This window comes from Micromonospora ferruginea (assembly GCF_013694245.2).
In the GTDB taxonomy this organism is placed as follows: Bacteria; Actinomycetota; Actinomycetes; order Mycobacteriales; family Micromonosporaceae; genus Micromonospora; species Micromonospora robiginosa.
Genome location: NZ_CP059322.2, coordinates 5,200,598 through 5,223,120, shown reverse-complemented (window position 1 = coordinate 5,223,120; position 22,523 = coordinate 5,200,598). Strand labels below are relative to the sequence as shown.

The 22,523-nt window shown below is 73.6% G+C and carries 28 protein-coding genes and 3 tRNA genes; 8 read left to right on the top strand and 23 right to left on the bottom strand.

Annotated elements, in window-relative coordinates; translation table 11 throughout:
• Positions 1-53: 53 nt before the first annotated feature.
• Positions 54-1,388 (bottom strand): ABC transporter substrate-binding protein, encoded by a 1,335-nt coding sequence (locus H1D33_RS23070; protein ID WP_181571167.1) that lies wholly within the window; start codon positions 1,386-1,388, stop codon positions 54-56.
• Positions 1,389-1,554: 166 nt separating this feature from the next.
• Here H1D33_RS23070 and H1D33_RS23065 point away from each other — a divergent pair, with 166 nt between their 5' ends.
• Both H1D33_RS23065 and H1D33_RS23060 read left to right on the top strand, forming a co-directional pair.
• Positions 1,555-1,944 carry a hypothetical protein gene (locus tag H1D33_RS23065; RefSeq protein WP_091062238.1) on the top strand — a complete coding sequence of 130 codons (390 nt, stop codon included), beginning with the start codon at positions 1,555-1,557 and terminating at the stop codon, positions 1,942-1,944.
• Positions 1,945-1,979: 35 nt separating this feature from the next.
• Complete coding sequence (locus H1D33_RS23060) at positions 1,980-2,684, top strand: DUF2786 domain-containing protein (protein ID WP_181571168.1); 705 nt, start codon at positions 1,980-1,982, stop codon at positions 2,682-2,684.
• Between the two features lie 29 nt (positions 2,685-2,713).
• Here the strand turns inward: H1D33_RS23060 and H1D33_RS23055 are convergent, their stop codons facing one another.
• Positions 2,714-3,229: an SRPBCC family protein gene (locus H1D33_RS23055; protein WP_181571169.1), complete on the bottom strand. Its 516-nt coding sequence runs from the start codon at positions 3,227-3,229 to the stop codon at positions 2,714-2,716.
• A gap of 186 nt (positions 3,230-3,415) precedes the next feature.
• On the opposite strand from H1D33_RS23055, the gene H1D33_RS23050 reads away from it, so the two are divergent.
• Complete coding sequence (locus H1D33_RS23050) at positions 3,416-4,474, top strand: hypothetical protein (protein WP_181571170.1); 1,059 nt, start codon at positions 3,416-3,418, stop codon at positions 4,472-4,474.
• A gap of 137 nt (positions 4,475-4,611) precedes the next feature.
• Here the strand turns inward: H1D33_RS23050 and H1D33_RS23045 are convergent, their stop codons facing one another.
• From H1D33_RS23045 to H1D33_RS23035, 3 genes are read right to left on the bottom strand one after another with little or no spacing between them, the layout of a single operon-like run.
• Positions 4,612-5,055, bottom strand: a complete 444-nt coding sequence (locus H1D33_RS23045; protein WP_307755239.1) for an arsenate reductase ArsC — start codon at positions 5,053-5,055, stop codon at positions 4,612-4,614.
• Positions 5,052-5,789 (bottom strand): aquaporin, encoded by a 738-nt coding sequence (locus H1D33_RS23040; RefSeq protein ID WP_181571172.1) that lies wholly within the window; start codon positions 5,787-5,789, stop codon positions 5,052-5,054. Before H1D33_RS23040 ends, H1D33_RS23045 begins: the two co-directional genes overlap by 4 nt.
• A complete protein-coding gene (locus H1D33_RS23035) occupies positions 5,786-6,139 on the bottom strand; it encodes an ArsR/SmtB family transcription factor (protein ID WP_181571173.1) in 354 nt (117 codons plus the stop codon). The genes H1D33_RS23040 and H1D33_RS23035 overlap by 4 nt, the downstream gene beginning before the upstream one ends.
• A 76-nt stretch (positions 6,140-6,215) precedes the next feature.
• On the opposite strand from H1D33_RS23035, the gene H1D33_RS23030 reads away from it, so the two are divergent.
• Positions 6,216-6,623 (top strand): ArsI/CadI family heavy metal resistance metalloenzyme, encoded by a 408-nt coding sequence (locus H1D33_RS23030; RefSeq protein WP_181571174.1) that lies wholly within the window; start codon positions 6,216-6,218, stop codon positions 6,621-6,623.
• Between the two features lie 69 nt (positions 6,624-6,692).
• On the opposite strand, the gene H1D33_RS23025 is transcribed toward H1D33_RS23030, so the two are convergent.
• From H1D33_RS23025 to H1D33_RS22990, 8 genes are all read right to left on the bottom strand, one after another.
• Positions 6,693-6,766: transfer RNA gene (locus H1D33_RS23025), tRNA-Phe, on the bottom strand.
• A gap of 77 nt (positions 6,767-6,843) precedes the next feature.
• Positions 6,844-6,917, bottom strand: a tRNA-Asp gene (locus H1D33_RS23020).
• A 33-nt stretch (positions 6,918-6,950) separates the two neighbouring features.
• Positions 6,951-7,023, bottom strand: a tRNA-Glu gene (locus H1D33_RS23015).
• Between the two features lie 143 nt (positions 7,024-7,166).
• On the bottom strand, positions 7,167-7,958 hold the full coding sequence (locus tag H1D33_RS23010; protein WP_181571175.1) for a polysaccharide deacetylase family protein: 792 nt from the start codon (positions 7,956-7,958) through the stop codon (positions 7,167-7,169).
• Between the two features lie 78 nt (positions 7,959-8,036).
• Entirely contained in the window at positions 8,037-8,984 is a 948-nt protein-coding gene (locus H1D33_RS23005; protein WP_181571176.1) for a MerR family transcriptional regulator, read from the bottom strand.
• Positions 8,974-9,594, bottom strand: coding sequence for an isopentenyl-diphosphate Delta-isomerase (gene idi / locus H1D33_RS23000; protein WP_181571177.1), 621 nt, complete (start codon positions 9,592-9,594; stop codon positions 8,974-8,976). Before idi ends, H1D33_RS23005 begins: the two co-directional genes overlap by 11 nt.
• Complete coding sequence (crtI, locus tag H1D33_RS22995; RefSeq protein WP_181571178.1) at positions 9,591-11,072, bottom strand: phytoene desaturase family protein; 1,482 nt, start codon at positions 11,070-11,072, stop codon at positions 9,591-9,593. The genes idi and crtI overlap by 4 nt, the downstream gene beginning before the upstream one ends.
• Before the next feature lie 29 nt (positions 11,073-11,101).
• On the bottom strand, positions 11,102-12,256 hold the full coding sequence (locus H1D33_RS22990) for a polyprenyl synthetase family protein (RefSeq protein ID WP_181571179.1): 1,155 nt from the start codon (positions 12,254-12,256) through the stop codon (positions 11,102-11,104).
• A gap of 66 nt (positions 12,257-12,322) precedes the next feature.
• On the opposite strand from H1D33_RS22990, the gene H1D33_RS22985 reads away from it, so the two are divergent.
• Together H1D33_RS22985 and H1D33_RS22980 are read left to right on the top strand one after the other, a co-directional pair.
• The gene (locus tag H1D33_RS22985) at positions 12,323-13,249 is read left to right on the top strand and encodes a phytoene/squalene synthase family protein (protein WP_181571180.1); all 927 of its coding nucleotides are present in this window, start codon (positions 12,323-12,325) and stop codon (positions 13,247-13,249) included.
• Complete coding sequence (locus H1D33_RS22980) at positions 13,246-14,568, top strand: cryptochrome/photolyase family protein (protein WP_181571181.1); 1,323 nt, start codon at positions 13,246-13,248, stop codon at positions 14,566-14,568. Before H1D33_RS22985 ends, H1D33_RS22980 begins: the two co-directional genes overlap by 4 nt.
• Before the next feature lie 288 nt (positions 14,569-14,856).
• On the opposite strand, the gene H1D33_RS22975 is transcribed toward H1D33_RS22980, so the two are convergent.
• Positions 14,857-15,009 carry a hypothetical protein gene (locus H1D33_RS22975; protein WP_246411917.1) on the bottom strand — a complete coding sequence of 51 codons (153 nt, stop codon included), beginning with the start codon at positions 15,007-15,009 and terminating at the stop codon, positions 14,857-14,859.
• Positions 15,010-15,101: 92 nt separating this feature from the next.
• Between H1D33_RS22975 and H1D33_RS22970 the strand changes: the two genes are divergently transcribed.
• The gene (locus H1D33_RS22970) at positions 15,102-16,586 is read left to right on the top strand and encodes a dihydrolipoyl dehydrogenase family protein (protein WP_181571182.1); all 1,485 of its coding nucleotides are present in this window, start codon (positions 15,102-15,104) and stop codon (positions 16,584-16,586) included.
• A 4-nt stretch (positions 16,587-16,590) separates the two neighbouring features.
• Here the strand turns inward: H1D33_RS22970 and H1D33_RS22965 are convergent, their stop codons facing one another.
• From H1D33_RS22965 to H1D33_RS22955, 3 genes are read right to left on the bottom strand one after another with little or no spacing between them, the layout of a single operon-like run.
• The gene (locus H1D33_RS22965) at positions 16,591-17,355 is read right to left on the bottom strand and encodes a crotonase/enoyl-CoA hydratase family protein (protein ID WP_181571183.1); all 765 of its coding nucleotides are present in this window, start codon (positions 17,353-17,355) and stop codon (positions 16,591-16,593) included.
• Between the two features lie 52 nt (positions 17,356-17,407).
• Positions 17,408-17,833: a PIN domain nuclease gene (locus H1D33_RS22960; protein ID WP_181571184.1), complete on the bottom strand. Its 426-nt coding sequence runs from the start codon at positions 17,831-17,833 to the stop codon at positions 17,408-17,410.
• Positions 17,830-18,039, bottom strand: a complete 210-nt coding sequence (locus tag H1D33_RS22955) for a type II toxin-antitoxin system VapB family antitoxin (protein ID WP_181571185.1) — start codon at positions 18,037-18,039, stop codon at positions 17,830-17,832. The genes H1D33_RS22960 and H1D33_RS22955 overlap by 4 nt, the downstream gene beginning before the upstream one ends.
• Positions 18,040-18,149: 110 nt before the next feature.
• Here H1D33_RS22955 and H1D33_RS22950 point away from each other — a divergent pair, with 110 nt between their 5' ends.
• Positions 18,150-19,001, top strand: a complete 852-nt coding sequence (locus H1D33_RS22950; RefSeq protein ID WP_181571186.1) for a Rieske (2Fe-2S) protein — start codon at positions 18,150-18,152, stop codon at positions 18,999-19,001.
• A gap of 12 nt (positions 19,002-19,013) precedes the next feature.
• Here H1D33_RS22950 and H1D33_RS22945 read toward each other — a convergent pair whose 3' ends face one another.
• Genes H1D33_RS22945 through H1D33_RS22920 form a run of 6 tightly spaced genes read right to left on the bottom strand, consistent with a single transcriptional unit; the run spans position 19,014 to position 22,521 of the window.
• Positions 19,014-20,030, bottom strand: coding sequence for a LysM peptidoglycan-binding domain-containing protein (locus tag H1D33_RS22945; RefSeq protein ID WP_181571187.1), 1,017 nt, complete (start codon positions 20,028-20,030; stop codon positions 19,014-19,016).
• 14 nt (positions 20,031-20,044) lie between these two features.
• Entirely contained in the window at positions 20,045-20,479 is a 435-nt protein-coding gene (locus H1D33_RS22940) for a hypothetical protein (protein ID WP_181571188.1), read from the bottom strand.
• Positions 20,476-20,937 (bottom strand): TadE/TadG family type IV pilus assembly protein, encoded by a 462-nt coding sequence (locus tag H1D33_RS22935; protein WP_181571189.1) that lies wholly within the window; start codon positions 20,935-20,937, stop codon positions 20,476-20,478. The genes H1D33_RS22940 and H1D33_RS22935 overlap by 4 nt, the downstream gene beginning before the upstream one ends.
• A gap of 5 nt (positions 20,938-20,942) precedes the next feature.
• On the bottom strand, positions 20,943-21,431 hold the full coding sequence (locus H1D33_RS22930; RefSeq protein WP_181571190.1) for a TadE family protein: 489 nt from the start codon (positions 21,429-21,431) through the stop codon (positions 20,943-20,945).
• Complete coding sequence (locus tag H1D33_RS22925; protein WP_181571191.1) at positions 21,431-21,634, bottom strand: hypothetical protein; 204 nt, start codon at positions 21,632-21,634, stop codon at positions 21,431-21,433. The genes H1D33_RS22930 and H1D33_RS22925 overlap by 1 nt, the downstream gene beginning before the upstream one ends.
• A 26-nt stretch (positions 21,635-21,660) precedes the next feature.
• Complete coding sequence (locus H1D33_RS22920; protein ID WP_414685553.1) at positions 21,661-22,521, bottom strand: type II secretion system F family protein; 861 nt, start codon at positions 22,519-22,521, stop codon at positions 21,661-21,663.
• Between the last annotated feature and the right edge of the window lie 2 nt (positions 22,522-22,523).

Below are 22,523 nucleotides of genomic sequence, written 5' to 3'. Positions count from 1 at the left end.
CGACGGCGAGGGCCGCACCGGATCCCCCGGTGCGGCCCTCGATGCCTGGCGGCTCAGTCCCTGATCTGCACTCCGGCGTCGGCCAGCGCGGTGATCGCCCGCGCCGACTCACCGAAGCCGATCACCAGCACCGCCTCCGGGCCGAAGCCCTTGATCTCCTGGGCGATGCCGCCGAAGTCCACGGGCGTCTTCGGGTCGGCCGGCGGGGTGTAGGTCAGCAGCTTGAGCCGGTCCGCGCCGACCCCGGCCTTCTCCAGCTCGGCCCGGACGTTCTCCTGCAGGCCCTCGCCGTACGAGTCCTTGCGGGCCAGGATCACGATCTTGCGCGGACCGTCCCGCAGCATCACGTCGGCCAGCGCGCGGCCCTGGAGGCTGTCCGGTGGCGCGGTACGGAAGTAGAGCCCCTTGTCGTCCACGGTGCTCAGCCCGGCGTCGGTGTTCGACGGGGAGAAGAGGATCCGCCCGGCGGCGACCACGTCCGGCAGCACGGCCCGCGAGATGCCCGACGCGCCGGCCCCGATGATGACCGGGACACCCTGGCCGACGTGCGAGGCCACCGTCGCCTTCGCCACGGCCGGGTTGGTGCCGTCGTCGCCCTCGATCCACTTCACCGGCTCGCCGAGGACCCCGCCGGCGGCGTTGATCTCGTTGACCGCGAGCGTCACCGCGGCGGCCATCGGCGGGTACGCCAACGCCAGGTCACCGGTCTTCGGCAGCAGGCCGCCGAGGACCAGCGGCGCGTCCTTGACCTTCCCCCGCGGCTTGCGGCCACGCGGCGGCGTCTTGCTGCTCGCACCCGACTCGTCGCCGGCGCCGACGAACTCGGTCTTCCCGTCGTCGAGCTGCTGGTTGTCGAAGTGCAACGTGCCGTAGCTCGCGGTGGCCGGCTCGCCGGTGTCGGTGAACCCGGCCCGGGTCAGCGACACGCCCCGGTACTCCAGGTCCTGGCCGGCGCGGGCGAGCTGAAGGCAGACCGCCACCTCGTCGCAGCGCTGGCCGCCGGTGGTCACCCCGACGATCTGCTCGGCGATCGCGCGCGGCGCGGTCGTCCCGGCGAGCTGCGCGGCCAGTGAGCTGATCACCACCGCGTCGTACGACTCGGCGGCGTAGAGGAAGTCGTTCAACTTCGGATCTACGTTGCGTAGCCGTTCCTTGAAGCTCTCCGGCAGCGGCGTGAGCGGGGTGGTGCCCTTCATGCCGTTGACGAGAGTCGCCCGGTCCTTGAGCTCCGCGGCGAAGGAGTTCTGCATATTGCCGTCGGTGCCGTAGAGGCGGACCTGGGTGGTGCCCGCGTCCTTCGGCTCGTCGCTCCCGCAGGCGCTGGTGGCGAGCAGGAGCGCCGCGCAGGCCGTGGACAGGGCCGCGCGCGACGTGCGATTTCCAAGCATGGTCGTCCTTCCTCCGGCGAAGGTCCGCTGCGCACATTAGCGTGCCCGCGCGGCACGCGGGACTGTGGACCTCGCTCCGTCGGGACGCCGACTGCCGGTATCACGCTGGGTGATCGTCGGCCCGGTTCCGGGTCACCGCTTGACCTTCGCCGCTACTGTTCCGCAGGTGACCGACGACGCAGAGCAGACGCTCGACGACGCGACCGCCGTGCTCCGGTCGGCGCTGGCCGGCGACGGCGCCGGTGTCGTCGGTGCCTTCGACGCGGTCGTGGACCGGTCGGGTCTGGCCGGGGCGTACGGGGTGGCCTGGTGCCTGGCCGCCACCATGCTCGGCGACGACGCGCCGGCGGGCGCCGCCGCGCTCGACTTCCCCGGCATCGACCAGGCCGACTACGACACCCGGTGGGTGGCCCGCTTCGTCAGCGCGTACGCCAACGACGACGCCGACACCGGCGAGGCGCTGTTCGGCGCCGCGGCCGCCGACGGGTTGCTGCCCGACTGCCTGCTCACGCTCGCCGGCTCGACCATCGCCACCCTGCGCAGCCGGGAGGGCTGACACCCGCGCCCACGGCGTTGTGATACCCCTGACGGATGTCCGAGGCGATGCTCAGCAAGGTGCGCAAGCTGCTCGCCCAGGCCGAGGACCCGGCCTGCACACCCGCCGAGTCGGCCACCTTCATGGCCAAGGCCACCGAGCTGATCGCCCGCTACGGCGTCGACCGGGCGCTGCTCGCCGCCCGCGAACCGGCCGCCGACCCGGTGGGCGACCGGGTGGTCGAGGTGATCGCCCCGTACGCCCGGGACAAGGCCGGCCTGCTCGCCGCCGTCGCCGACCCACTGCGCTGCCGCTGCGTACGCCGCCGGGAGGGCAGCGGCCTCACGATGCACCTGTTCGGCTTCGCCAGCGACCTGGAACGCGTCGAGCTGCTGTTCACCTCGCTGCTGGTGCAGGCCGCGCACGGGCTGGCCGGGGCCGCCGTACCGGTGGGGGCGCATCCGGCCGCGTTCCGGCGTACCTGGCTGGCCGGCTTCGCCCAGGTGGTCGCCGAGCGGCTGCGCGCGGCCGAGGCCGGCGCGGTCGCCGAGGCCGGCGTGCCCTCGGTGGCGCTGGTGCTGGCCGACCGCTCCGACCGCGTCCAGCGCCGGCTCGCCGAGGTGTACCCGCGACTGCGTACCGCCCCGCGCCGCCGGCTCGCCGGTGGCGGCTTCGGCTCGGGCGCCGCCGCCGGGCGCCGTGCCGACCTGGGCGACACCGGACTGACCGGTACGAGCGCGAGCCGGGGCATCGCCGACTGACCCGGCGCGGTCCGGCTCGGGCGGCGCGGTCAGTCGGCGGTGCGGGTGACCGTCGCCAGGTAGCGGCAGAGCAGTTCGTGCCAGCCGGCGGTGAGCGCCTCGCGGTAGCCCTCGGCGGCCGTGCCGTGCCGGTCGAAGTAGCGGTGCTCGACCTCCACCCGGGTCGTCCCCGGACCTTCGGGGTGGAAGAGCACCTCCACCTCGCTGGCCCGCGCCGGATCCGGCACCGGCACCCGGTCCGGACCGATCTGCCAGGTGAAGACGAGACGCCGGGGCGGATCCCAGATCAGCACGCGGCCCCAGTCGTTGCGGAAGCCGTACGGGCCGATCTCGTAGAGCATGCCGCCGGCGCGCGGCTCGATGCCGAGGCCGGCCAGCGCCTCCGGGCCGGACCAGGTGTATTCGCGGACCCACCAGTCGGCCAGCGCACCGGTGAAGACCGTGTACGCCCGCTCGCCGGACGCCGGGACGAGGAGGCTGCTGCGGAGGGAGAAACGGTCGGACTCCTGCCGGACCTCATCCTGATCGGCCATCTCCTGTCCCATAAGCCCGGACCATACCGGCTGATGTCTCGCTGTGCAGCTTTCGTTTCGCCCGCTTCCGGACATCGGGAACCCCGGATCCCGACAGTCCCACCAGCCACCACCGGTGGACGCCCGGAACCGGCGGATGCGGTACCGGAAAGCGGGTAACCGCCGCTGATCCGGACCGGTCGACGGGGGAGCGGAAGCATGGGTGACAGTGAGGCCAGCGACGATCGGGTCACCGCGCGGGGCGCGGCCGAACGGGAGCCGGATGTCCTGCTCGACGTGCCGGAGCTGTCGGTCGACGAGATCCGGCTGGCGGTCGACGGGCTCGACGCCGACCTGTCGCTGCGCGCCCGGCTGGCCAACCTGCTCCAGCTCGACGCCGGCGTCCGGGTGCACCTGGAGGGCGTCGAGCTGGACATCACCGGGGTACGGGCCGAGGCGCTGCTGAAGGTACGGCTGGAGAAGCTGGTGCAGATCCTGGACCGGGCCCTGACCACCATCGACCGCAATCCCGAGCTGATCGACGCGCTGGCCCGGTCGGTCGGGGTGACGGTGGACGACGTGCACCGGGTGGCCGGTCAGGTCGCGGGTCAGGTCACCGAGCCGGTGGTGGACCGGACCGGACGTCAGGCGGTCGAGGTCGGTGAGGCGGTCGACCGGGCCGTACCGACGGTGGTCGGCCGGGTCGAGCATCCCGCACCCACCGGGACGGGCCCGCGCGGGTCGTCCGGTGCGGAGCCGTCGACCGAGGCCGTTCGCAGCCCCCGGCCGGGCGATGACCCCGGTTCTTACGGTCGCTCCGGCCCCAGCTCCGGCTCTGGCGACGCTGCCGGTTCGGGCGGCGATGTTGGTCCGGGCGATGGCCCTCGGGCGGCGGGAGGCGCTGGCCCCGGGTCGGGCGGTGGTGTCGGTCCTGGAGACGGCCCCGGGGCAGCGGGTGGCGCCGGCTCGGGAGTAGGCGGTGGTGCCGGTTCGGGCAGCAGCCCCAGCCCCAGCTCCGGTGGCGGTGTCGGTTCGGGCGCCGGCCCCGGGGTGGGTGGTGGCCCCGCGTCAGGTAACTCCGCCTCGGACCGTGACGCTGGTTCTGGCGGTGGTGAGGGCTCGGGAGGCGACGCCAGGTCCGGCGGGACCGTGGAGTCCTCCGGGGCGGCGCAGTTGGCCGGGCAGGCCGGGCAGACCCTGCGGCAGGCCGGCCGGAGCGTCTGGGAGGCGATCCAGAGCGGCATGAGCCAGCACCGTCAACAACGTCCGGGACGGTGACCACCGCGCACCGGACGCGCCGCCGAAATCTTGGAAGGAAACGGCCCCCCGAAGGGCGCTCCCGCACCAAGATCTCAGCCCCTCCCGGTTGATCATGAAGTTGACTGCCTTGTGGATCTTCTCAACTGCCGCCAACTTCATGATCGACGCCAGTGAGGGGGCGGGGGCGGGTCAGGGGCGGGGGTAGGGGTCAGGGTGGGGAGGAGGGTTGCTACGTGCTGTCGGATCTCGTCGCGCACCTGTCGGACCACGTCGAGGGGCTGGCCGGCGGGGTCGGTGAGCTGCCAGTCCTCGTACCGTTTTCCGGGGAAGACCGGGCAGGCGTCGCCGCAACCCATGGTGACGATGACGTCGCTGGCCTCGGCCGCGTCCCAGGTGAGCCGCGCGGGCACCTGGCCGGTGAGGTCGATGCCGACCTCCCGCATGGCCGCCACCGCGACCGGGTTGATCTTCTCGGCGGGTTCGCTGCCGGCCGAGCGGACCTCGACTCGGTCGCCGGCGAGGTGGCGGAGCCACGCGGCGGCCATCTGGGAGCGGCCGGCGTTGTGGACGCAGACGAACAGGACGCTGGGCTTGCTCATCGAGCTTCGGTCTCCCGGGTGAGGTGCGGCACGACCACGTCGTCGGCCGTGTCGGCGGCGCGCGGGTACCAGGCGGCGAGGGCGGCGACGGCGACCAGGCCGCCGACGAGTTGGGCGGCGACGAAACCGGGCACCGAGGTCGGGGCGATGCCGGCGAACGTGTCGGTGAACGCCCGGCCGACGGTGACGGCGGGGTTGGCGAACGAGGTCGACGAGGTGAACCAGTAGGCGGCCCCGATCCAGGCGCCGACGGCGGCCGGGGCGGCGGAGGTGCGGCCGGAGCGGGCCAGGGCGAAGACCAGGACGACCAGGCCGGCGGTGGCGACCACCTCGGCCAACCACAGGTGGCCGCCACCGCGCCCGGTGCGTGACCAGGTGACGGCCGGCAGGTCGAACATCAGGTGGGCGAGGACCGCGCCGGCGACCGCGCCGGTGATCTGGGCTACGACGTACGCGGCCAGCGCACGCGTGCCGAGCCCGGTGCCGGCGCGGCGGCCGAGCCACCAGTCGACGGCGGAGACGACCGGGTTGAAGTGGGCGCCGGACACCGGGCCGAAGATCAGGATCAGCGCGCCCAGCGCGAGCGCGGTGGCGATCGCGTTCTCCAGGAGTTGGAGGCCGACGTCGGTCGGGGAGAGCGTGGTGGCGGCGACGCCGGAACCGATCACGGCGGCGACGAGCAGTGCGGTGCCGGTGAACTCGGCGGTGGCCCGCCGGGGCAGGGCGAGGGTCACGAGTCGCCGATCGTCAGCAGGTCGCCGAGCCGGCGGAACGCCTCGGGCCGGACCCGGTACCAGACCCAGGTGCCGCGCCGCTCCGAGTCGACCAGGCCGGCCTCCCGCAGCACCTTGAGGTGGTGGGAGACGGTCGGGCCGGACAGGTCGAACGCCGGGGTCAGGTCGCAGACGCAGATCTCCGGCACCGAGGCGATCATCGACATCATCCGCAGCCGGACCGGGTCGCCGAGGGCCTTGAACATCGGCGCCACCGCGACGGCCTGGTCCGCGTCCAGCGGGCGGGCGGCGATCGGTGGGCAGCAGGCCACCGCGCGGAGGTCCACCACCGGCAGCGTTTGTTTCGACATCGCTCTAGGTTGACAGATTTCAAAACAGGGTGCAACGTGGGTCCTGCTTCGAAAAGCATCTAGACAAGGAGACGACATGTCCCGCGTCCAACTCGCCCTGCGCGTGTCCGACCTCGAAGGCTCCGTGGCCTTCTACGCCAAGCTGTTCGGCGTCGAACCGGCCAAGCGCCGCCCCGGCTACGCCAACTTCGCGGTGGAGAACCCGCCGCTGAAGCTCGTACTCCTCGAAGGGGAGGCCGGCCGGCCCACGGTGATGGACCACCTCGGGGTCGAGGTGGCCAGCACCGACGAGGTCACCGCCGCCACCGGGCGCCTCACCGACGCCGGCCTGATCACGCTGGAGGAGAACGACACCGAGTGCTGCTACGCGCTCCAGGACAAGGTCTGGGTGCGCGGGCCGGGCGACGAGCCGTGGGAGGTCTACACGGTGAAGGCCGACTCGCCGCAGCGGGAGAAGGCGGCGGAAGGCGCCTGCTGCTCCTGAGGCCGATACAGCAAGATCCCCACCGGCGGTTGGCTGGTGGGGATCTCTGTAGCCCGGCGAAAGGCTATGTGGCCAGGGGCGGGGTCGAACCGCCGACCTTCCGATTTTCAGTCGGACGCTCGTACCAACTGAGCTACCTGGCCGTGGTGTTCGGCACATGCTACCGCACGGGCCGATACGCAGAACGCCGCGCATGGTGTGTGCGCGGCGTCAGCGCTTGCGGTCCTGACGGGACTTGAACCCGCGACCTCCGCCTTGACAGGGCGGCGAGCACTCCAACTGCTCCACAGGACCTGGCTGGTGTTGCAACCGGCGTGAGCCGGATCGTGCCCCCAACGGGATTCGAACCCGTGCTACCGCCTTGAAAGGGCGACGTCCTGGGCCGCTAGACGATGAGGGCGGCCCCGCCATCATTGCACACTCGCAACTTCAAGCGGACTTGCTCCCATCCGGCCCCGCCGGAGGCATGAGAAGCATATGCCATGCCTCCTCGGACGGCCAAACCGGTATGGCAGCAAGCACATCGCGGCGTGAAACCGCAGGTCAGCGCAGCCGGATGATGCCGTACCGTCGCTTCAGGTCCGGGATCAGGCGGCGGCAGGCGGCCATCGTCTGGGTCCGGTCGCCGCCTGCGTCGTGCATCAGGATGACCGACCCGTGGTGGCTGGCCGACTCCACCCGCTTGATGATCTTCTTGGCGGGCGGGTGGTCCCAGTCCTGCGGGTCCACGCTCCAGTGCAGCGGACGCAGCCCCAGTTGCTTGGCGACGGTGAGTTCCTCGGCGGTCCACCGGCCGCCGGGCTGGCGGAACCAGGTGATCGGCGCGTTCGGCGCGGCGGCGTGGATGGCCCGGTTCGTCCGTTCCAGGTCGGCCCGGATCTCGGCGAGCGGGCGCCGGCCGAGGTCCACGTCGTGCCGCCAGCTGTGGTTGCAGAGCTGGTGGCCCTCGCGGACGATCTGCGCCACCAGTTCCGGATGGCGCTTGGCCTGCTTACCGACCAGGCAGAACGTCGCGGTGACGTGTGCGGCCCGGAGCTGGGCCAGGATCTGCGGGGTGTAGCGCGGATCCGGCCCGTCGTCGAAGGTGAGCGCCACCCCCGGGCTCCCGCTGCGCCGGTGCAGCCCGGCCGGGAGCTTCTTGGGCAGCGGACGCAGCTTCGGCTTCGGTGGTGGGGCGGTGTGGGTCGGCTTCGGTTTCGGGCTGGCGGACGGCGTCGGGGCGGCCGAGACCGACGGCTGGGCGGCAGCCTTCTCCGGGGTCTTACCCGGGCCGCCGCAGCCGGTGACGAGGAGCACCAGCCCGAGGGCGAACACCAACACGGTGCGTGGACGCATCTGTCGCTCCCGGAGGGGGTCGGGTCAGACGGACTTTCCGACCGTAGTGGACGACACCCCCGGAGCGGGAGAGGGGCCTCAACCCGCGGTCGACTGATCCAGCGAGTCCCGTACGGCGACGGCGAGCGACAACGCCTCGGCCAGGTCGACCGGTCGGACCACCCCGGCCGGCAACGAGTCGGCCCGCCAACCGGGCCCGGCGGCCAGCACCAGCAGCGGCCGGCGCGGCGCGGCCAGCAGCGCGACGAGCTGCTGCGGGTCGGCGGTGGCGCGGGTGTGCGACCAGAGCACCACGGCCGCCGGCCCGGTGCGGTTGACCGCCTCGACGAGGGCGGCCACCGGCACCCGGGCGCCGAGCATGCGATAGCTCACCCCGGCCTCGGCCAGCGCGGCGGCCAACGCCTCCAGCGGCAGCGAGTGCTGCTCCTCGTCGGCACAGGAGAGCAGGATCCGGGGCGACCCGACGCTGGGATGCGCCCGGGCCACCGAGGCGAACGCCTCGGACACGCACCGGGACATCAGGTGCTCCACCTCGATCAGGCCGGCGGTGGCGGCGTGCCGTTCCCCGATGCCGGCGAGCACCGGCCGGAGCAACCCCTCCCAGGTCGTCACCACCCCGTCGGCGGCCAGCGCGTCGGCGATCGTGCGCCCGATCGTCACCGAGTCCAGGCGCATGGCGGCCCGGGCGAGGCCGCGCGCGACCGGCCCGGCCCGGCCGACCGGAATGGTGGCGCCACCGCCGTCGCGGACCGTGGACACGCCGGCCTTCAGGCCGAGCCGCTCCGGCGTCAGCACGGCCGGAGCCTGCCGGGCCCAACGGGCCGCCTCGGCGGGCGCGATCCCCTCCGCGGTGAGCCGCCGCATGATCTCCAGGCGGGCGAGGTCGGTCGGCGTGTAGCGCCGGTGGTGGCCCGGTACGTGTTCGCTGGGGCCGAGACCGTAACGCTGATGCCAGGTTCGCAGCGTGGTGACCGCCACACCCAGTCGGCGCGCGACGGCCCCCGCGCTCAGTGCCTCATCGGCCACCCGACCGCTCCGGTGCCTCGGTGGCCGGCGCGCCGGTCCGGAACGGTCCGGCCGGCGCGCCCGACCGGGGCGGCTCGGCCGGATGCAGCAGCCGGTTGACCACGCCACCCAGCCAGGGGGCGTACGCGCGGGGGTCGGCGTCGAGGTCGGTCGACACCGTCTCCGGGTCGACCCAGCGCAGCTCGGCCACTTCGTCCGGATCGGGCCGGGTGGGCAGGTCGGCCGGGACGTCGCCGCGCAGCACGTGGTCGTACTCGAACTCGACCCGCCCGGTGGCCGGGTCCTCGGCGTAGTAGAGGTAGACCCCCAGCTCGGTGAGGTCGACCGGGCCGACGCCGAGTTCCTCGGCGAGCCGGCGGTTGGCGGCCTCGGCCAGCGACTGGCCGGGCAGCGGGTGCCCGCAGCAGGAGTTGGCCCAGCGCAGCGGGAACCGGGTCTTCACCGCGGCCCGCCGTTGCAGCAGGACCCGCCCGGCGGGGTCGACCAGCAGCACCGAGAAGGCCCGGTGCAGCCGGCCGGGCGGCTCGTGGGCGGTGGCCACGGTGGTCTCGCCCACCACCCGGCCGTCGTCGTCCACCAGCTCGACGAGGTGGTCCTCCCGCGCGCTCACGAGCTTTCCCCGGTGATCCGGGAGGCGGCCAGCTTGCCGCTGATCAGCACCATCGGCACGCCCACGCCGGGTTGGGTGCCGGAGCCGACGAAGACCACGTTGTCGAGCGTCCGGTGCAGGTTCGACGGGCGGAACGGGCCGGTCTGGAAGAGGCTGTGCGCGGCCGCGAACGGGGTGCCGGCGGCCATGCCCTGCGCGGCCCAGTCGGCCGGGGTGATCGCGCGCAGCACCTCGACGCCGTCGCGGAAACCGACGTAGCCGCGCTCCTCAAGCGTGCCCATGAGCTGGTCGGTGTAGCGCTCGGTGAGGTCGCCGGACCAGTCGAACGGCGCCCGGTCGAGGTTCGGCACCGGGGCCAGCACGTAGTAGGTGTGCTTACCGGACGGCGCCACCGACGGGTCGGTGCGGCTCGGGTTCGTCACCAGCAGCGACGGGTCGGTCATCAGCTCGCCTCGCCGGATCACCTCGTCGAACGTGCCCTTCCAGGCCCGTCCGAAGTGGATGTTGTGGTGGGCGATCTTGCCATAGCCCTGCGTCGAGCCGACGTGCAGCACCACGCAGGACGGCGAGTAGGTCAGCTTGCGCTGCCGGCTCTCCGGGAGCAGCTCCTGGTAGGCGACCGGCAGGTCGGGGTTGAGCACCACCACGTCGGCGGGGACGAACTCGCCGTCCGCGGTGACCACCCCGGTGGCGCGGCCGTGCGCGGTCTCCACCCGGGTCACCGTGGTGCCGTAGCGGATCTGCACGCCGTGCTTCTCCGCCGCGCCGGCCATGCCGCGGGAGACCGCGTGGATGCCGCCGCGCGGGAAGCTCACGCCGGCCACCGAGTCGAGGTACGCGATGACCGTGTAGATGGCGAGCGCGTCGTGCGGCGACAGGCCCGCGTACATCGCCTGGAAGGAGAAGATCCGCTGGGTACGCGGATCGCGGAAGAACTGGTTGATCTTCGTCTGGAGTCGCCGGAAGGCGCCGTTGGCGAACAGCTTCAGCAGGTTGCCGGTGAGCAGGTCGGTCGGCGCGTCCAGGTTGCGCTCGATGAAGTCGGCCCGCTCCCACTTCCACAGGTTGCGGGCGTAGTCGACGAAGCGCAGGTAGCCGTCCGCCTCGCGGGGACCGCAGACCCGGGCGATCTCGGCGGCCATCCGGGTGGTGTCGGTGATGACGTCGAGCGTCGACCCGTCCGGGTAGTAGGCCCGGTAGGCCGGGTCGAGCGGCGTCAGGTCGAGCCAGTCGGTGAGCTCCTCGCCGACCGCGCCGAGCGCCTCGGCGATCAGGTCGGGCATGGTGAGGACGGTCGGGCCGGTGTCGAACTCGTACCCGTCGACGCTCAGCCGGCCGGCGCGCCCGCCCGGCACCGGCTCGCGTTCCAGCACGGTCACCTGCCGGCCGCTGCCCGCCAGGTGCAGCGCGCAGGCCAGCCCACCCAGCCCGGCGCCGACCACGACCACCCGGTCGGTCCGTCCGTTGACGGTACGCATTCCGGCTCCCTTGTTCACGAGGTTGCTCATCAGGACCGTCGCGCGGTCGCGGCGGTGGCGAGGCCGGTCAGCGCGGTGCGCGCCGTCTCGTCGATCGGTGCGGTGTCGAGCGCGGTCAGCGCCTCGGTCACCCGTTCGGCGATCATCCGTTCCACCTGGCCGGTGGCTCCGGTCTCCCGCACCAGGTCGGCCAGCCGGGCCAGCTCGCCCGCGCCGGTGACCGAGCCGGCCCGCTCCAGCGCGCGGCGCTGGGCCGGATCGGCGAGCTGCCGGGCCAGCATCAGCAGCGCAGTCGGCTTGCCGGTGCGCAGGTCGTCGCCGGCCGGCTTGCCGGTGGTCACCGGGTCGCCGTAGACGCCGAGCAGGTCGTCGCGGAGCTGGAACGCCTCGCCGACGGCCAGCCCGTAGCGCGTGTACGCGGCGATCAGCGGGCCGTCCGGGTCGACGCCGCCCAGGCAGGCGCCGAAGAGCAGCGGTCGCTGGACGGTGTAGCTGGCGGTCTTGTAGCGGGCCACCCGCAACGCCCGGTCGACGGACCAGTTGGCCGCGTCGTTCTCGCCGAGCACGTCCAGGAACTGCCCGGCGACCGTCTCCACCCGCATCTGGTCGTAGCAGCGACGCACGTCGAGCAGCCGGTCGGCCGGCACGGCGGTGTGTGCCATCAGCCGGTCGGCCCAGACCATGCAGAGGTCGCCGATGAGCACGGCGACCGCCTCGCCGTAGCGGTCGGGGTCGCCGACGTGCCCGGCGGCCCGGTGCCGCGCGGCGGCGGCGCGGTGCGCGGTGGGTCGGCCGCGCCGGGTGTCGGAGGCGTCCATGACGTCGTCGTGCACCAGCGCGAACGTGTGCAGCAGCTCCAGCGCGGCGAGGGCCGGCAGCACCGCGGGCAGCGGCCCGTCGCCGCCGACCACACCCCGCCAGCCCCAGTAGGCGAACGTGGAGCGCATCCGCTTGCCGCCGGCCAGCACCGAGTCGCGGGCCGTCGCGGCGAAACCACCCATCGCTGCGTCGATCTCGGTGAGCGAGTCGACCTCGGCGGCCAGGAACGCGGCGAGCGTGTCGTCGACGCCGGTGATCAGGTCTTTCGTGAACGCGGCCAGCACGCCGTTGACCGGATCGTCCGTCGCTCCCGGCTGTGCCGGCGCGACGCGGAGCGCATTACCCGCAACTGCGTCGTTGGCCATGTGAGGGAGCGTACCCTAGGGTTACGAGTTGCGTCGATTGCTGCGTCGAAAACCCGAGGAGGGCCGGTGGACACGGATCTCACCGCTGCCTATGACCGTTGCCGCGAGCTGCACCGGCGTCACGGCCGTACCTACTATCTCGCCACCCGGCTGCTCCCCGCCTGGAAACGACGACACGTGCACGCCCTGTACGGATTCACCAGGTACGCGGACGAGATCGTCGACCGCACCGAGGACCTGCCGCCCGCCGAGCGCGCCGCCCGGCTGCGCGAGTGGTCCGACCGGTTCGTCGCCGGCCTGCACGGTGCGTCGGTCGACGACCCGCTGCTGCCCGCCGTGCTGCACACCATCGCCGTGTTCGACCTCGACCGCGACGACTTCGCGTCGTTCCTGCGCAGCATGGCGATGGACCTCACGGTCATGTCGTACCCGACCTACGACGACCTCCTCGACTACATGGAGGGCTCGGCCGCCGTCATCGGCACCATGATGCTGCCGATCCTGGGCAGCACCGACCCGGCCGCCGCCCGCGAACCGGCCCGCCAGCTCGGCTTCGCGTTCCAGCTCACCAACTTCATCCGGGACGTCGCCGAGGACCTCGACCGGGGCCGCACCTACCTGCCCGACGAGGACCTCGCCAAGTTCGGCGTCACCCGCGACGACCTGCTCGCCGCCAAGGCCGCCGGGCGCACCACGCCGGCGATCCGCGAGCTGATCGAGTACGAGGTGACCCGTGCCCAGGCGCACTACCTCGCCGCCGCCCCCGGCATCCCGCTGCTCAACCCCGCCTCGCAGGCGTGCATGCGAACCGCGTACGCGCTCTACGGCGGGATCCTCGACGAGGTGGCCGGGCAGGGCTTCGACGTCTTCGTCCGGCGGGCCCTGGTGCCGCAACGGCGACGGATGTCGGTGGCCGCGCGGGCGCTGCTCACCCCGACCGGCACGCCGGTGCAGGTGCCCGGCCCGGCGCTCACCCCGGCCCCGGCCGGATGACCGAGCGGACGGCGGTCGTGCTGTTCACCCGCGACCTGCGGGTGCACGACCACCCGGCGCTGGCCGCGGCCGCCTCGGCGTTCGACCGGGTGGTGCCGCTCTACGTGCTCGACCCGACGCTGCAGAAGCTCTCCCCGAACCGCACCCGGTTCCTGCACCAGAGCCTGGCCGAGCTGCGCGAGGCGCTCCGCAGGCGCGGCGGCGACCTGGTCGTCCGGCGCGGCGACCCGGTGGCCGAGACGGTGAAACTGGCCCGCAAGGTGGGCGCCGAGGGCGTCGGGCTCTCCGCCGACGTCAGCCGCCACGCGCACCGCCGGGAACGCCGCCTGCGTACCGAGTGCGAGCGGCACCGGATGTTCCTGCGGCTCTTCCCCGGGCTGACCATCGTCGACCCGGGCGCGCTGCGGCCGACCGGCGGCGACCACTACCGGGTGTTCAGTCCCTACTTCCGGGCCTGGCAGGGCGTGGAGCTGCGCGAGGAGTTGGCCGCGCCGAAGCGGATCCGGCTGCCCGACGGCGTCGACCCGGGACGGCTGCCGGAACCGCCGAAGGGCGACAGCCCGGACGCCGCCGAGGGCGGCGAGAGCGTCGCCCAGCGCCGGCTCAAGGCCTGGCTGCCCACGCTCGACCGGTACGACGACATCCACGACGACATGGCCGGCGACGACACCTCCCGGCTCAGCCCGTACCTCAGGTGGGGTTGCCTCTCGCCGCTCGCGGTGGCGAACCGGGCCGGCGACCGCGACGGGCCGTTCGTCCGGCAGCTCTGCTGGCGCGACTTCTACCACCAGGTCGTCGCAGGTTTCCCCGACCTGAGCACGACGGCCTACCGGCGCGGTGCCCGGGAGGACTGGCGGGACGACCCGCACGCGCTGGCCGCCTGGACCGAGGGGCGCACCGGGATGCCGATCGTGGACGCCGGCATGCGTCAACTGCGCGCCGAGGGCTGGATGCACAACCGGGCCCGGCTGATCACCGCCGGCTACCTCACCAAGCACCTCGGGCTGGACTGGCGGCCCGGGATGGAGGTGTTCTTCCGCTGGCTGCTCGACGGCGACCGGGTCAACAACTCGGGCAACTGGCAGTGGGTGGCCGGCACCGGCAACGACAGCCGCCCCTACCGGGGCTTCAACCCGGTCCGCCAGGCCGAACGGTACGACCCGGACGGCGCGTACGTGCGGAGGTGGGTGCCCGAACTGGAGTCGGTGGCGGGCAAGGCGATGCACCAGCCGTGGCGGCTGCCCGACGAGACGCGGCGCGCGCTCGACTACCCGCCGCCGCTGGACGTGCCCGGCAGCGACCCGCTCTGGATGCGCTGACCCGAACCGGCGCGCTCGTCGGTCACTTTCCGTGACGGGCCGGGCCGGCGGGGACTTTGCCTGCACCTGCCTTTGCTCTGCAGCCATATCCGCATCGGTTGCGGAAAGTGACCGGCCGGTCGTCGGTGCCGTTTGATGCGATCAAGCGAAGCCCCTGATCAACGCAGTGCTGCGCGGGTGGCTGCAGAGCAAAGGCAGATCGGCGTTGACTGGCGTCCCGCTCGGTTTGACAACTCTCCGTTACAACGGGCTCGTCACAGGTTGTGTCGTGACCGGCCAGCCCGGCCGTCACGTACGCGAAGGCGCCAAGCACCGCGCGTGCGGTCCCAGCTCCACCACCGGCACGCCGTCGAGCCGGACGGACAGCGCCGCGCCGGTCTCCCGGCCGGTGGCGAACAGGTCGTGGAAGGCGTCCCGGACCGGGGCGAAGCGCGCGGGCATCCGGTCACGGTAGGCCGTCGCGGTCATTACCGGCGGAGGAATTCCGGCCGGGTCCGGTGGCCCGGCCTGCGGCGGTGCGGAATGCTGGCGGGATGGCAGAGCCGGAAGTGGTGGACGTGGTCGTGGTCGGGCTGGGCGTCGGCGGCGAGGAGGTGGCCGGGCGGCTCGCCGAGGCCGGCCTCAGCGTGGTCGGCATCGAACGTGACCTGGTCGGCGGCGAGTGCCCCTACTGGGGGTGCGTGCCGAGCAAGATGATGATCCGGGCGGCCAACGCGCTGGCCGAGGCGCACCGGGTGAACGAGCTGGCCGGCTCCGCCGAGGTGCGGCCCGACTGGGCACCGTTGGCGAAGCGCATCCGGGAGGAGGCCACCGACACCTGGGACGACAAGGCCGCGGTGGACCGGTTCACCGGCAAGGGCGGCCGGTTCGTCCGGGGCAGCGGCCGGCTCGACGGCCCGAACCGGGTCCGCGTCGGCGACCAGGTCTTCGAGGCCCGTTTCGGGGTGGTCCTCGGCACCGGCACCCGCCCCTCGATCCCACCGATCGACGGGCTCGCCGACACGCCCTACTGGACCAACCACCAGGCCATCGAGGTCGAGGAGCTGCCCGCGACGCTGCTGGTGCTCGGCGGCGGCGCGATCGGGCTGGAACTGGCCCAGGTCTTCGCCCGCTTCGGCGTCCGGGTCACCGTGGTCGAGGCGGCCGACCGGGTGCTCGCCGTCGAGGAGCCGGAGGCGTCCGCGCTCGCCGCCGAGGCGCTGCGCGCCGACGGGGTGGAGATCCGCACCGGGGTCAAGGCCGGCCGGGTCAGCCACGACGGCACCGAGTTCACCGTGCACGCCGACGGCGCCGCGTTCACCGGCGAGAAGCTGCTGGTGGTGACCGGGCGCCGGGCGCACCTGGAGGAGTTGGGCCTGGACACGGTCGGCGTGGACGCCGGCCAGCGCTACCTGGCGGTGAACGACCGGATGCACGTCACCGACGGCATCTGGGCGGTCGGTGACCTCACCGGCGAGGGCGCGTTCACCCACATCGCCATGTACCAGGCCGGCATCGTGGTGGCCGACGTGCTCGACCACATGCGGCGGACCAGGGGCGGCCCGGACGCCAGCGGCACCGCCAGCGTGGTCGGCGGCGCGGCCGGGGTGGTCAGCGCGGTCGGCGGCGCGATGAGCGCGGGCGGCTCGACGGTCGCGCCGGGCAGCGTCCCGGTCGCCGACTACCGGGCGTTGCCCCGGGTCACGTTCACCGACCCCGAGGTGGGCGCGGTCGGCCTGACCGAGCAGCAGGCCCGCGACCGGGGCATCAACGTCCAGGTCGGCCACACCGACCTGACCTCGTCCACCCGGGGTTGGATCCACAAGACCGGCAACGCCGGCTTCATCAAGCTGATCGCCGACGCCGACCAGGGTGTGCTGGTGGGCGCGACCTCGGCCGGGCCGGCCGGCGGCGAGGTGCTCTCCGCGCTGGTGGTGGCCGTGCACGCGGCGGTGCCGATCAGCCAGCTCCGGCACATGATCTACGCGTACCCGACGTTCCACCGGGCCGTCGAGGACGCGCTGCGCAACCTGAGGTGACGCCTCAGCCGGCCGGCGCGCCGTGCCGGCCGGCGCCGGCGGCGAACCGGCCGGCACCGCGCACCCCGTCCACCGCCAGCGACTCCATGCCGTAGGCCAACTCCACGGCGAGCGCCTCCGGCTCCGGCCGGCCGGAACCGGCCAGCAGCGCCGCGCGGTCGTTGCGCAGGCAGGTCTGCGGATGCCGGGCGACCTCGGCCGCCAGCCGCTCGGCCTCCGCCCGGGCCGCACCCGGCGCGACCAGCCGATTCACCAACCCCATCCGGTACGCCTCGTCGGCCGGCACCGCCCGCCCGGTGAGGATCAGGTCCATCGCCCGGCTCTCCCCGATCAGCCGGGGCAGCCGCACCGTCCCGCCGTCGATCAGCGGCACCCCCCACCGCCGGCAGAACACCCCGAGCGTCGCGTCCGACTCGGCGACCCGCAGGTCACACCAGAGCGCCAGCTCCAGGCCGCCGGCCACCGCGTACCCGGAGATCGCGGCGATCACCGGCTTGGACAGCGCCATCCGGGTGGGACCCATCGGGCCGTCGCCCTCGGCCTCGACCCGGTTGCCGCGCGGGGTGCCGATCGCCGTCAGGTCGGCGCCGGCGCAGAACGTGCCGCCCGCACCCCAGAGCACCGCGACCGCCGCGTCCGGGTCGGCGTCGAACGCGCGGAACGCGTCGGCAAGCGCGCGGGCGGTCGGCCCGTCCACCGCGTTGCGGGCCTCCGGCCGGTCCAGGATCACCGTGGTCACGGCACCGGCGTGCTCGACGCGTACCCCCATGGGGCTCAGCATGCCCGCGCCGGCGCCCGACGCGCCAGCGCGTGCGGCTTTGCTACTTGACGGCGCCGGGTGGCGCCAGCCAACGCATCGGCTGACCGGTGGCCGCGCCGACCTGATCGAAGTCCCGGTCGTAGTGCAGCAACGAGAGTCCGTGATATTCGGCGGTGGCGGCGATGAGGAGATCCACCGCACCAGCCGACCGGTGGGTTCCTCGGGCGGTCAGCTCGAGCTGCGTCTCGGCGGCGCGCTCGTAGATTCGATCCGGCATCGCCACCCACCCGAAGACAGTGCGGAGCTGCTCCTCAAGCCGCCCGCGATCGGCGACGGACCTGGCGGTGTAGAGGAATTCCAGTTCGACGAGGGGACACACGGCAACCAGCCCGGCGGTCACCGTCTGCTCCCATCGATCCAGCACATCCGGGTCGCGGAGAAGCCGGACGAGAGCGCTGGTGTCGATCAGATAGTCAGCCAGCTTCACGAGCGGTAGTTGCCCTTGTCGAGCAGGTCGTCGAAGTCGCCGGCCCGCCCGCGCCCGGCCAGCTCGGCCAGGGCCCGGGCACGGCGTAGGCGTGCCGCGCCCTCGCGGAGAGCGACGTTGACCGTGTCCTTCTTGGTCTTGGTCCCGAACGCCTGGGCCGCGTCCGCCAACGCCTCGTCATCGACATCGACCAGGATCTTGGTCATTCTCGCCCCCTATATACGACAGGCGGTTGAAGTATATCCGACGGCCGTGCGGTGCGAGGGTTTTGCGGGGCGTCCGGTTTGGGGGCTCTGCTGCCGGGAAGTCGGAAGAGGTGCGCCGACTACTGACGAAGCTCGAACAGGCATCCGGTCTCGACCGGGTGGGTGACCGGCTGCAACGTGCCGTCGAGGGCACGCTCAGCTCGCAACGGGTCCGGGACGCGCTGCACGGCGTCTGGCTGGGTCACCCCCTGCACCCGGCGATGGTGCAGGTCCCGGTCGGCGCGTGGATCTCCGCGGCCGTGGTGGACCTGCTGCCCGGCCAGCGCCGGGCCGCCACCGCACTGGTCGGGCTCGGCACCGTCAGCGCGTTGCCGGCGGCGGTCGCCGGGTGGAACGACTGGGCGGCCCTCTCCCGCGACCAGCGCCGGGTGGGCCTGGTGCACGCCGGGGCCAACATCGTCGGCCTGACGCTCTACGCCGGCTCGCTCGCGGCCCGGCTCAACGGACGGCACGGGCTCGGCCGGGCGCTGGCCTACCTCGGGCTCTCCGCCGCGAGCGGCGGGGCCTACCTGGGCGGGCACCTCGCCTACAAGCAGGGGGCGCAGGTCAGCCAGAGCATCTCCGACCTGCACCTGATCGGCGACGGCTGGCACCCGCTGGGCGACCTGAGCGACCTGCCGCAGCGGAAGCTGGTCACCCGGAAGATCGACGACGTGTCGGTCGTCCTCTACCGGGACGGCGACGACGTGACCGTGATGCCGGAGCGCTGCCCCCACCAGAGCGGACCGCTCGGCGAGGGCGAGGTGCGGCAGATCGACGGCCACGCCTGCGTGGTGTGCCCGTGGCACGGCAGCGCGTTCCGCCTCGACGATGGCCGGGTGGCGCACGGCCCGGCCGCCAACGACCAAGTCGTGCTCCCCACCCGGGTGGTCTCCGGCCGGGTCGAGGCCCGGCTGCCCTGACCTCGGCCCGCCTCAGTCGCGGCGGTGCCGGCCGTTGCCCGGCACCCGGGCCGCCACCGGCCGCCGCCGCAGGCCGAGGACGGCGCCGATCTGCGCGCCCACGATGCTCGCCACCGCCAGCACCGCCGAGATGGCCAGCGGGCGGTTGATGCCCTCCTCGGCGGTGGCCCGCGACGCGCCGGCCGCCATGGCCGGCTGCTGCCCGTCCGGCGCCTCCACGGTGGGGGTGGCGTCCCGGGCCGGCGAGTCCGGCGCGGGCTTCGGCTTGGGCTTCGCCGCCGACGGCGCGGGCTTCGGGGCGGGCTTCGCCGGCGCCGGCTTCGCCGCCGTCACCACCAGCCGGCCCGCCGCGTGCCGCCGGGCGCCGTCGTCCACCGCGCCGCCGGGCAGCTCGATCAACTGGCCGGGCCGGATCCGGTCCGGGTCGTGCAGGCGGTTCAGCCGGGCCAGCTCCCGGTAACGGTCGAAGTCGTCCAGGTAACGGTCGGCCACCTCGCCCAGGTAGTCGCCCTTCGCCACCCGGTACACGGCCGGGCCGGCGGCGTCCGGGGCGGGTGTGGCGACCCGCGGCGCGGTGTACGCGGTGGTGACCGCCGGCGCGGCGAGCGCCGGCTGCGGGGCGGTCAGCGCGGCGGCACTGGCCGCGGCCGGGCTCGCGGCCAGGATCAGCGCCACCGAACCGACGAGCGCGGCGGCGGCCCGCTGCTGGCGGTGCATGCCGGGCAGCTTCGGCGCGGGCCGGCGCAACGCCGACGCGAGCAACTCCACCACCACCGAGAACGCGAACGTGGCCCAGCCGAACCAGCCCACCACCGCCAGCGCCCGCAGGAAGAGCTGCCCGTCGTCGCGGCTGGTCAGCGTCGTGCCCAGCTCGGCCAGCGTGGGCAGGTGGTCGGGCAGCGGGTTGCCGGCGAAGGCCAGCAGTGCGACCGGACCACCGGCCAGCACCCCGACCAGCACGACGAGGGCGCCGAGCCCGGTGAGGACCTGACCGGCGCGGCGGGCGGCGGAACGTCCTGGTGCACCCATGGCGGCCTTCCTTCCTACGGTGGTGGCGCGGTGAGCGCCCGAGCGGTGGCCTCACCGGTGACGGTGGCGGTCTTCTGCGCGCCGAACAGACCGAGCAGGTCCCGGCGGTAGGTGATCCGCACGCGTACCCGGATCTGGGTCTCGGTGCCGACCACGGGGAAGTCGACGTCGTGGCCGCCGACCCCACCGGCGGCGTCGAGGTAGCCGGCGACGGCCGCGCGGGCGGCGTCCTGGTCGATCCGTTTCGGGCCGCCCTCGATGGCGCTCGCCCGGTCGATCATCTGGCCGCCGCTGCGGGCCGCCTCGGCGGCCAGGTTGTCGGCGCGTTGCAGCGTGCGCAACTGCCCGGCGCCGTCGTAGGCGAGGCTGACGATGCCGAGCACGCCGGTCATCGCCACCGCCAGGAAGAGACTCACCCGGCCGCTCTCCGCGCCGCGTCGCCCGGTCATCCGCGGCTCCGGTAGGTGTCCAGCGGCGAGGTGAACCGCGCCGAGACGGTCTTGCCGCCCGGCACCCCGGGCAGCCCCGGCGCGCGCAGGTCGTCGAAGGAGACCGTGCAGGTCACGGTGACCGTCACGGTCGCCGGCACGCCCGGGTCGCTGCGGTACGCGGCGGCGAAGGTGGCCGGATTCCCGCCCACCGACCCGGACAGGTCCAGGCTCGGCGGGGCGGTGCAGCGCAGGCCCGACCAGCTGAGCTGGTCGCGGGCCGCCTTCTCGGCCGCCTGCTCGCCCTCGCGGGCCGTCCGGGCGATCGAGGCGGCACGGGCGGCGTCGTGCGCGGCCGACTCCACCGCCTCGTCGGCGACGGCCGTCCGGCCGGCCACCCCGGCGAGCACCATCAACGCGATGAAGGCGGGGGCGAGCACCGCCACCTCGATCGAGACGGAACCCCGGTCCCGTGCCACCGGCCTCACCCCGTCGTCCAGCGTTCGGCGGGGCCGTGCGCGGTCTGCACGACCTCGAAGTCGACGCCGGGGATGACCGACAGGGAGCGACCGCGCACCGTGCAGGTGACGTCGGTGGCGGTCTCCACACAGGTCGGTCCGGTGCGGTCCCAGCCGACCAGCCAGTCACCGGACCGGCGCAGGAAGCTCGTCGCCCGGTCCCGGCCGGCGTCGGGCCCGGCGTCGAACGTGCGTTGCGCGTTCACCCCGGTCTGCGCCGCGTTCAGCGCGGTGGACCGGGCCACGAACCAGACGCCGACCTGGATCGAGCCGAAGAGCAGCACCAGGATCACCGGCATCATCACGGCCAGCTCGACCGGGTTGGCGCCCCGTTCGCGCCCGCCCGCGTCGAGGCGGGCGCGCAGGGTGGCGGTGATCCGCCCCGGACCGCGCGGACCGGCGCGCCGGCCGGCGGGCGCCGGCCGGCTCCGGAGCGTACGGGCGGGGCGGGGCATCACTTCGGCTGCGTGTTGTTCGGGATGGCCTCCATCCAGTTGTTCGCCCGGGCCAGGGCGAGCCCGGTGACCGCCATGGCCACCGCGACCAGGCCGAAGATGATCACCGCGGTCGGCACCGGGCTGTCGCCGCGCTCGCCGTCACGGCGCAGCTCGGCGAGGCGGTTGCTCACCGCCGCGTACAGGTAGGTGTAGAGGTACATGGTCGTCTCCTTCTCGGGGGTGGGTGTCACAGACGGGCGATGAACGGATAGACGGCGAAGCCGAGCAGGACGAAGACCAGCAGTGAGCCGGGAATGTCCAACTTGCTGGTCACCCCCTCGGCGCGGGCCAGGTTGTCGGTGCGGATCTGGTCGCGCAGCGAGTCGGCGCGGGACCGCAACGTCTCGTGCACCTGGGCGCCCTCGCTGCCGGAGGAGCGCATGATGGCGCCCACGTCGCCCAGCTCCGGGATGCCGATCCGGTCGGCCAGCTCCTGCAACTCGTCCCAGGGCGAGTGCATCTGGAGCTGGGCGAGCCGCAACGCCTCCCGGATCCGGTCGAAGACCCAGCCGTCGCAGACCGTCGCCGCGCGTTCCAGCGACTGCACCGGGCCGTGTGCGGCGGAGAGTTGCAACGCCACCAGGTCGAGATAGGTGCAGACGGCCGCCCGGAACTCGTCCCGGGCCGCGTCCGCCTTGGCCAGCACCGAGCGGTGCGCCACCAGGCCGGCGACCAGTGCCAGACCCAGGCTGGCCAGCACCGGTACGGCCACCGGCATGGCCACTCCGCCGACGAAGAGCACGGCCGAGGCGACCGCCGGGGTGGCGAAGCCGATCAACGCGGAGAGCAGCACGGACAGGGCGTACTGCTCGGGGGTGCGGTCGAGCAGGGCGAGTTGCCGGGTCGGCGGGCGCAGCCAGCGGGCGAAGCCGCCGAGCCAGTCCGGCCCGGCGCCGGCCACCGGGGCCTGGCCGGGCGGCTGGTGCAGCCGGCGCAGCGCCGGCCCGAGCGCCGGGGTGGCCGGCAGCGCCTCCCGGACCACGAGGAAGAGACCGAGCCCGACGGCGGATCCGCCCAGCACGGCGATGACGAGCTGCCAGTTGATGATCA

What these genes read in the sequence shown, in the direction of transcription:
- H1D33_RS23070 (WP_181571167.1), bottom strand. Translation starts at nt 1,388, where the DNA reads ATGCTTGGAAATCGCACGTCGCGCGCGGCCCTGTCCACGGCCTGCGCG.
- H1D33_RS23060 (WP_181571168.1), top strand. Translation starts at nt 1,980, where the DNA reads ATGTCCGAGGCGATGCTCAGCAAGGTGCGCAAGCTGCTCGCCCAGGCC.
- H1D33_RS23055 (WP_181571169.1), bottom strand. Translation starts at nt 3,229, where the DNA reads ATGGGACAGGAGATGGCCGATCAGGATGAGGTCCGGCAGGAGTCCGAC.
- H1D33_RS23050 (WP_181571170.1), top strand. Translation starts at nt 3,416, where the DNA reads ATGGGTGACAGTGAGGCCAGCGACGATCGGGTCACCGCGCGGGGCGCG.
- H1D33_RS23045 (WP_307755239.1), bottom strand. Translation starts at nt 5,055, where the DNA reads ATGAGCAAGCCCAGCGTCCTGTTCGTCTGCGTCCACAACGCCGGCCGC.
- H1D33_RS23035 (WP_181571173.1), bottom strand. Translation starts at nt 6,139, where the DNA reads ATGTCGAAACAAACGCTGCCGGTGGTGGACCTCCGCGCGGTGGCCTGC.
- H1D33_RS23030 (WP_181571174.1), top strand. Translation starts at nt 6,216, where the DNA reads ATGTCCCGCGTCCAACTCGCCCTGCGCGTGTCCGACCTCGAAGGCTCC.
- H1D33_RS23010 (WP_181571175.1), bottom strand. Translation starts at nt 7,958, where the DNA reads ATGCGTCCACGCACCGTGTTGGTGTTCGCCCTCGGGCTGGTGCTCCTC.
- crtI (WP_181571178.1), bottom strand. Translation starts at nt 11,072, where the DNA reads ATGCGTACCGTCAACGGACGGACCGACCGGGTGGTCGTGGTCGGCGCC.
- H1D33_RS22990 (WP_181571179.1), bottom strand. Translation starts at nt 12,256, where the DNA reads ATGGCCAACGACGCAGTTGCGGGTAATGCGCTCCGCGTCGCGCCGGCA.
- H1D33_RS22980 (WP_181571181.1), top strand. Translation starts at nt 13,246, where the DNA reads ATGACCGAGCGGACGGCGGTCGTGCTGTTCACCCGCGACCTGCGGGTG.
- H1D33_RS22975 (WP_246411917.1), bottom strand. Translation starts at nt 15,009, where the DNA reads ATGCCCGCGCGCTTCGCCCCGGTCCGGGACGCCTTCCACGACCTGTTC.
- H1D33_RS22970 (WP_181571182.1), top strand. Translation starts at nt 15,102, where the DNA reads ATGGCAGAGCCGGAAGTGGTGGACGTGGTCGTGGTCGGGCTGGGCGTC.
- H1D33_RS22965 (WP_181571183.1), bottom strand. Translation starts at nt 17,355, where the DNA reads ATGGGGGTACGCGTCGAGCACGCCGGTGCCGTGACCACGGTGATCCTG.
- H1D33_RS22955 (WP_181571185.1), bottom strand. Translation starts at nt 18,039, where the DNA reads ATGACCAAGATCCTGGTCGATGTCGATGACGAGGCGTTGGCGGACGCG.
- H1D33_RS22945 (WP_181571187.1), bottom strand. Translation starts at nt 20,030, where the DNA reads ATGGGTGCACCAGGACGTTCCGCCGCCCGCCGCGCCGGTCAGGTCCTC.
- H1D33_RS22940 (WP_181571188.1), bottom strand. Translation starts at nt 20,479, where the DNA reads ATGACCGGGCGACGCGGCGCGGAGAGCGGCCGGGTGAGTCTCTTCCTG.
- H1D33_RS22930 (WP_181571190.1), bottom strand. Translation starts at nt 21,431, where the DNA reads ATGCCCCGCCCCGCCCGTACGCTCCGGAGCCGGCCGGCGCCCGCCGGC.
- H1D33_RS22925 (WP_181571191.1), bottom strand. Translation starts at nt 21,634, where the DNA reads ATGTACCTCTACACCTACCTGTACGCGGCGGTGAGCAACCGCCTCGCC.